This is a genomic window from Vreelandella lionensis, assembly GCF_002087295.1.
In the GTDB taxonomy this organism is placed as follows: Bacteria; Pseudomonadota; Gammaproteobacteria; order Pseudomonadales; family Halomonadaceae; genus Vreelandella; species Vreelandella lionensis.
This window is the reverse complement of record NZ_MWVI01000005.1, coordinates 23,519-29,892: the sequence shown is the minus strand read 5'-3', so window position 1 is coordinate 29,892 and position 6,374 is coordinate 23,519. Positions and strand designations below refer to the sequence as shown.

General features: G+C 57.1%; 2 protein-coding genes and 4 pseudogenes. 1 reads left to right on the top strand and 5 read right to left on the bottom strand.

Annotation, left to right across the window (positions count from 1 at the left end; genetic code table 11):
• Positions 1-219: 219 nt before the first annotated feature.
• The 4 genes and pseudogenes from B4967_RS00585 to ugpB all read right to left on the bottom strand — a co-directional run bounded on the left by B4967_RS00585 (position 220) and on the right by ugpB (position 4,458).
• Positions 220-1,276, bottom strand: a pseudogene (locus B4967_RS00585) (sn-glycerol-3-phosphate import ATP-binding protein UgpC).
• 2 nt (positions 1,277-1,278) lie between these two features.
• The gene (ugpE, locus tag B4967_RS00580; protein ID WP_054641590.1) at positions 1,279-2,121 is read right to left on the bottom strand and encodes a sn-glycerol-3-phosphate ABC transporter permease UgpE; all 843 of its coding nucleotides are present in this window, start codon (positions 2,119-2,121) and stop codon (positions 1,279-1,281) included.
• Between the two features lie 27 nt (positions 2,122-2,148).
• A pseudogene (gene ugpA / locus B4967_RS00575) lies at positions 2,149-3,033 on the bottom strand (sn-glycerol-3-phosphate ABC transporter permease UgpA).
• 98 nt (positions 3,034-3,131) lie between these two features.
• Positions 3,132-4,458 (bottom strand): annotated as a pseudogene (gene ugpB / locus B4967_RS00570) (sn-glycerol-3-phosphate ABC transporter substrate-binding protein UgpB).
• A gap of 202 nt (positions 4,459-4,660) precedes the next feature.
• Here ugpB and argE point away from each other — a divergent pair.
• Positions 4,661-5,869 (top strand): acetylornithine deacetylase, encoded by a 1,209-nt coding sequence (gene argE, locus B4967_RS00565; RefSeq protein WP_083022987.1) that lies wholly within the window; start codon positions 4,661-4,663, stop codon positions 5,867-5,869.
• 39 nt (positions 5,870-5,908) lie between these two features.
• Here the strand turns inward: argE and B4967_RS00560 are convergent.
• Positions 5,909-6,217 (bottom strand): annotated as a pseudogene (locus B4967_RS00560) (hypothetical protein); the annotation flags it as partial.
• Positions 6,218-6,374: the final 157 nt, after the last annotated feature.

The window sequence follows — 6,374 nt, the reverse complement described above, 5'->3', positions numbered from 1 at the left end:
TTTGATTTTTTCGACTTTCTGTCGCCTGGCATCTAGCTGCTTGCGGGTGCCAGGCCGTTTGGCAATATACCAAGAGACGTCGTTGCGGTGCTTGTGCTCGTCTCGTTTTTGAATACCCAGGTAACCATGCCGGTATCGGCCAGGCGAATAGGATTGGGGCATAGCGGTACCGGCCGCGCCCTAGACGAGTAGCGTTGTTACCCGCCTAAGGCGCAGGGGCTAGTGTGCGGTACGTTTGCCAGTGGCGCTATTAAACGGGTGAAGCGCATCGCTGGTCACGTACACCTGCAGCGTTTCACCTTCGCTGACCGGCGGCTGGCCTGCGGTACGCACCACCGTAGGTTGGTCGCTGCCTGCCAAGTTTAGGTAGAGATGGCTCTCTGCCCCGGCGGCTTCAAACAGCATCAAGGTAGCGTTCAACGTTATATAGGGCGCGGCCGGCGGGGCGAGCTGCATATCGTCTGGGCGGATGCCGACGGTATCAGTCTCTTTCGGCAACTGGCTCAGCACGCCCTGGGTATCCTGCTGCGCAAGGTAATCCAGCGGCAGCATGTTCATAGCCGGGGAGCAAATAAACTCCGCTACAAACATAGTGGCTGGACGGGCGTAGATCTCCATCGGGGTGCCCACCTGCTCAATCTGACCGGCGTTTAGTACCACCAAGCGATCGCCAAGTGTCATGGCTCCCAACTGGTCATGGGTCACGTAGAGGCTGGTGGTTTTTAACCGCCGCTGAAGCTGCTTGATCTCAACGCGCATCTGCACGCGCAGCTTGGCATCCAGGTTAGAGAGCGGTTCGTCAAACAGAAACGCGGCGGGCTCGCGCACTAACGCACGGCCCATCGCCACCCGCTGGCGCTGGCCGCCGGATAGCTTGCGCGGTTTGCGCTCCAAAAAGTCCTCAATCTCCAGCATCTTGGCCGCCGTGCGCACCCGCTGGTCGATGTCGTCTTTCTTGAAGCCGCGATTCTTCAGGCCATATGCCAGGTTGTTGTACACCGTCATATGCGGGTAGAGGGCGTAGTTTTGGAACACCATGGGCGATATCCCGCTCGGCGGGCTCAAGTTGGTTCACCACTCGCTCGCCGATCTTTAACGTGCCTTCAGTGATGCTCTCCAGGCCTGCCACCATGCGCAGCAGCGTGGATTTACCGCAGCCAGAAGGCCCCACCAGCACCACAAACTCGCCATCTTGGATATGTAAATCGACGCCTTTGACCGCTGCCACGTTGCCCGCGTAGGTTTTTTTCAGCCCTTCCAAGGTAATGCTGGCCATGGTTATTTCTCCGTCTCGGTCAGGCCTTTCACAAACAGGCGTTGCATGAACAAAATCACTAATACCGGCGGCAGAGCCGCCATCACCACGGCGGCCATAATGAGATGCCACTGAGGGTTCTCTTCAGAGGTCATGCGCTGAATGCCCATCACAATGGTGTAGTAGTCCGGGTCGGTGGTGATCAGCAGCGGCCACAGATACTGGTTCCAGCCGTAAATAAACATGATCACGAACAGTGCGGCGATATTGGTGATCGAGAGCGGCATCAGAATGTCTTTAAAGAATTTCAGTGGGCCTGCGCCATCGACCCGCGCGGCTTCCAACATCTCCTCGGGGATGGTCATGAAAAACTGCCGAAACAGAAACGTCGCGGTGGCGGAAGCAATCAGCGGTATCGAAAGCCCCGCGAAGCTGTTTAGCATATTGAGATCTGCAACGACCTGAAATGTCGGAATAATGCGGACTTCGACGGGTAGCATCAGCGTGATGAAAATCAGCCAGAAGAAGAACATCCGAAAGCGGAAGCGGAAGTAGACAATCGCAAACGCGGAAAGCAGCGAGATCGACAGCTTACCCACGGTAATCGCCATGGCCATGATGAAGCTGTTCCATAGCATGGTGCCGGCCGGCGGCGCGCCCGCGTTTGAGACGCCGGATTGCCACATACGGGTAAAGTTTTCGATGCCGTGGGCACCTGGCAACATTGGTAGCGTGCCGCGCAGCAGGTCGCCCGGCGCTTGGGTCGAGGCCACCAGCGCTACGTAGACGGGAAACACCACCACCGCGACGCCGAGCATCAGCGTTAAGTGGGCAAAAAAGTTCGCCCAGGGACGATTTTCAACCATGACAAGACTCCAACAGTTAGCCTGCGGCTAGTAGTTCACCCGGCGCTCAATAAAGCGGAACTGCACCACCGTGAGTGCGACCACAATCACCATCAAAATCACCGACTGCGCGGCGGATGACCCCAGGTTCAGGCCCACGAAACCATCGGCGTACACCTTGTACACTAGTGTGTTGGTGGCCTGGGCGGGGCCGCCCTGGGTAGTGGCGTGAGTAATCCCGAAGGTATCGAACATCGCGTACACCACGTTCACTACCATCAGGAAGAAGGTGGTGGGAGACAGTAGGGGAAACACAATGGTCCAGAAGCGCTTCATGGGGCTGGCACCATCAAATGGCGGCGGCTTCGATAAGCGATTGGGGGATCGACTGCAGCCCGGCCAGGAAGAACAGAAAGTTATAGGAGATCTGTTTCCAGGCGGCGGCAAAAATCACCAGCAGCATGGCGTCCGCCCCTGAGGTTCGGTGGTTCCACTGATAGCCCACCATATCCAGCATATAAGGCACGATGCCGATGGAGGGATTGAAGATGAACCACCACAGTACCCCGGCAATGGCGGGGGCAATGGCATAGGGCCATACCAGTAGTGTGGTGTAGGTGCTGCGCGAGCGAATCATGCGATTCACCGTGCAGGCCAGCAGCAGCGCCGCCGCCATGGACAGCAGCGTGGTGCCAATGGCAAAAATGGCCGTCACCGAGAGCGAGTTGAGATAGTTGCCGTCACGAAACAGGCGGGAAAAATTCTCCAGCCCCACGAAGGTCGTGCGTAGCCCAAAACATCTTCACGAAGTAGCGACTGATAGAGCGCTTGTCCGGCCGGCCAGATAAAGAAAATCAGCGTGACAATGACCTGAGGAGCCAGCAGGGCGTAGGGCAAAAAACGCCCTGGGAAGGTCATGCGTTTGGTTTGCATAGGCAACGTATCCTGCGTCTATAAACGGCACCAATAAGTGGGGCACTTAAAAACAGGCTCGCCGCCTGCCAAGGGCAGGCGGCGAAGCAGGTGCTTACTTACTGATTCGCGGATTCAAAGTCGCGCAGTAGTTGGTTGCCGCGCTCTACTGCCGCATCGGCCGCTTCTTGGCCCGACTTGTTGCCGGTCATCACAGCTTCCATCTCTTCAGAGATGATGTCGCGGATCTGGACGAAGTTGCCAAAGCGCAGGCCTTTGGAGTTCTCGGTGGGCTCGTTCAGCGTCATCTGCTTGAGCGAAATATCCGCACCGGGGTTCTCATCGTAGTAACCCTGCTCTTGGCTCAGATCCCAAGCGGCTTGCGTGATCGGCAGGTAGCCGGTCTGCTGGTGCCACTCGGCCTGAACTTCCGGCTGGGAGAGATACTCGAAAAACGCTGCTACGGCGGCGTACTCCTCATCGGTGTGGCCTTGCAAAGCCCACAAGGTAGCCCCGCCAATGATGGAGTTTTGCGGCGCACCTTCTACGTCCGTCGTAGTAGGGCTGCATGCCAAAGCCCACTTCGAAGTCGGCATTGGCAGCGACGTCGGCACGGGAAGCAGAGGAGCCAAAGAAGATCGCGCACTCCTGGGAGTAGAACATGGGTTCGGCATCCGGGCCAGAACCCGGGCCGCCCCATTTGAACGCGCCAGCGTCTTGCCAGGTTTTCAGGTTGTCCCAGTGGCGGGCGACCAGCTCGTTGTTGAAGTTCAGCTCGGTTTCCATGCCGCCAAAGCCGTTTTCCAGCGTACCCAACGGCGAGTTGTGCATAGCGGAGAAGTTCTCCAGCATCACCCAGCTCGGCCAAGAGGTGGTAAAGCCGCAGTTAGCAGCACCAGACTCGGTAATTTGAGTGGCGTACTCTGCGAGCTCTTCCCAGGTTTGCGGCGGCTGTTCTGGGTCTAGGTCAGCTTCCTCAAACGCATCACGGTTGTAGTACATGATGGGCGTGGAGGAGTTAAACGGGAACGACAGCATATTGCCGTTGGTATCGGTGTAGTAGCCCACCACGGCGGGCAGGAAGGCTTCGCGATCAAACGCACGGCCATGAGCTTCCATCAGCTCATACACCGGATAAATCGCCCCTTCGGCGTTCATCATGGTGCCGGTGCCGACTTCAAACACCTGCAGGATGTGCGGCTGCTCGCCTGCGCGGAACGCTGCAATGGCGCCGGTCATGGTTTCGGTGTAGTTGCCGCGGTAGCTGGGCGTCACGCGGTACTCGTCTTGAGAGGCGTTGAACTCCTCGGTCATGCCTTCCAGAATTTCACCGAGTTGACCGCCCATCGCGTGCCACCAGGTCACTTCGGTAGCGGCATTGGCGGAAACACTTAACGTGGCGGTCGCCACACCGAGGGCAAGCGCGTGCAACGTGAAACGAGACATAACGGCTCCTTGTAGGTCGGGCGCAGTACGTTTATTAAGGTTTTTGGGTGCACTGAACAGTAGAAAGTGTAGATGACGATTTCATGAATGCACGGTGAACTTGTCGTGACGGACAACATTCGGCGAGACGCTGGTAGCGCTCAGTAGGCAAAGGGAATGCGGGGTGCTAGGGTGGCTAAAAAGCCTAACCAACGAGATAAACATGACGAACGTAACTGCGCTGCTGACCCAACTGGTGGCGTTTGATACCACCTCTAGCGAGTCGAACCTGGCGCTGATTGAGTTTGTTGAGCGCTATTTAGCCGATTACGGCGTGACCGCTGAGCGTGTGATGAGCCCCTGCGGTACCAAAGCCAACCTGATTGCGCGCATCGGCCCTGATGCGCCCGGCGGGGTGATGCTTTCCGGGCATACGGATGTGGTGCCCGTCGTAGGGCAGCCGTGGAGTAGCGACCCGTTCACCCTGCGCGATGGCGTTGATGGCCGTTTGCATGGCCGCGGCACTTGCGATATGAAGGGCTTTATTGCCTGCGCGCTCGCCATGGTGCCCACCTGGGCGAAGGCACCGCTGAAGCAGCCGATCTACTTCGGCTTCTCTTATGACGAAGAGATCGGTTGCGTGGGCGCCCCAAGCCTGATTAAGCGCTTTTATGAGCACTACTCCACCACGGCCCACGTGATTGTCGGCGAGCCCACCAGCATGCAGCCGGTGGTGGCGCAAAAAGGTGCGACCAACCTGCGTACCACAGTGATTGGCCGTGAAGCGCACAGCAGCCAAGTGAATCAAGGTACGTCCGCCATTCATGTGGAGGCAAGGCTAGTCACCTTTATTGAAGATACTATGGCAGTGCTAGTGGAAGAGGGTCGGGTGGATCATGCCTTTAACGTGCCCCATACCAGTCTGCATGTGGGTAAAATCAAAGGCGGCACGGCCATTAATCTCCTGGCTCGGGAGTGCCAGTTCGAGTGGGAAATTCGCCACCTACCCACAGAAACCTTTGAAGAGGTGTACGGGCGCTTTAGCGACTACTGCGCAATGCTCAGTGAGGCGTTAAGTGCTCAGGGCAAAACCGTGGAAATTATTACTGAACCGCTGAACGTGACGGTACCGGGGCTGGCCGACCGAGACAATCAGCAGGTGCTGCGGTTAGCGCAGGATCACCTGCCCAGCGGCTGCTGCCAGCACGCGGTGGCCTATGCGACGGAGGCCGGACAGTTCCAGGGGCAGGGGCTGCAAACCATCATTTTAGGGCCGGGCAGTATTGCCCAGGCCCACCAGCTGGATGAGTATATTGAAACGGCGCAGCTCGATGAACGTAGTGCGTTTATGCAGCGCTTAGGCAGCGCTCGGAAACGCCATATTCAGGCTAACGCGTTTATTTTCCCCAAAAAAAAACACCCGCCAGTGTGATCGGGCGGGTGTTTTCTTGAGACGCTTACGGTCTGGCTGTTAGTGCTGATGCTGCTCTTCGTAAAGCTCTGCTTTCGCATGGCGCATCACATCTTCGCACGCCTGTTGATGGGCAAGCTGGGTAAGCAGCCGTTGCGTGACTTCAAACCCTTTCCCCAAGCAGGTATCTACTTCGTCACGGCTCACCTGTGGTGAGACGTTGTAGTCGATTTTTATCGTGCGGCCACCGCCTTCTAGCCGGTCGGCAAACCCTCTAAGCCGCCACGCGATTCGCTCTTTCCAGTTTGCTGATTCTTCCGCGCCTTCGTTTACGCTAAACGTGCACTGCCATTCCGGTTTGTAAACCCTTCATAGGAGAACCTCCACTGCGTTTGGAAAGAATGATTGATCGTGTTGTCGTACTCCGTCTGTCTAGGGATCTTGCTCTGTTACTATACCTAACTCAGGGCTAATACCGAAACAAAACATCTACATGGTTTGCTCCTTGCACAAGCCAGAGCCACTC

Excerpts from the sequence above, each read along its gene's own strand:
- argE (WP_083022987.1), top strand. The coding sequence starts at position 4,661 with ATGACGAACGTAACTGCGCTGCTGACCCAACTGGTGGCGTTTGATACC.
- ugpE (WP_054641590.1), bottom strand. The coding sequence starts at position 2,121 with ATGGTTGAAAATCGTCCCTGGGCGAACTTTTTTGCCCACTTAACGCTG.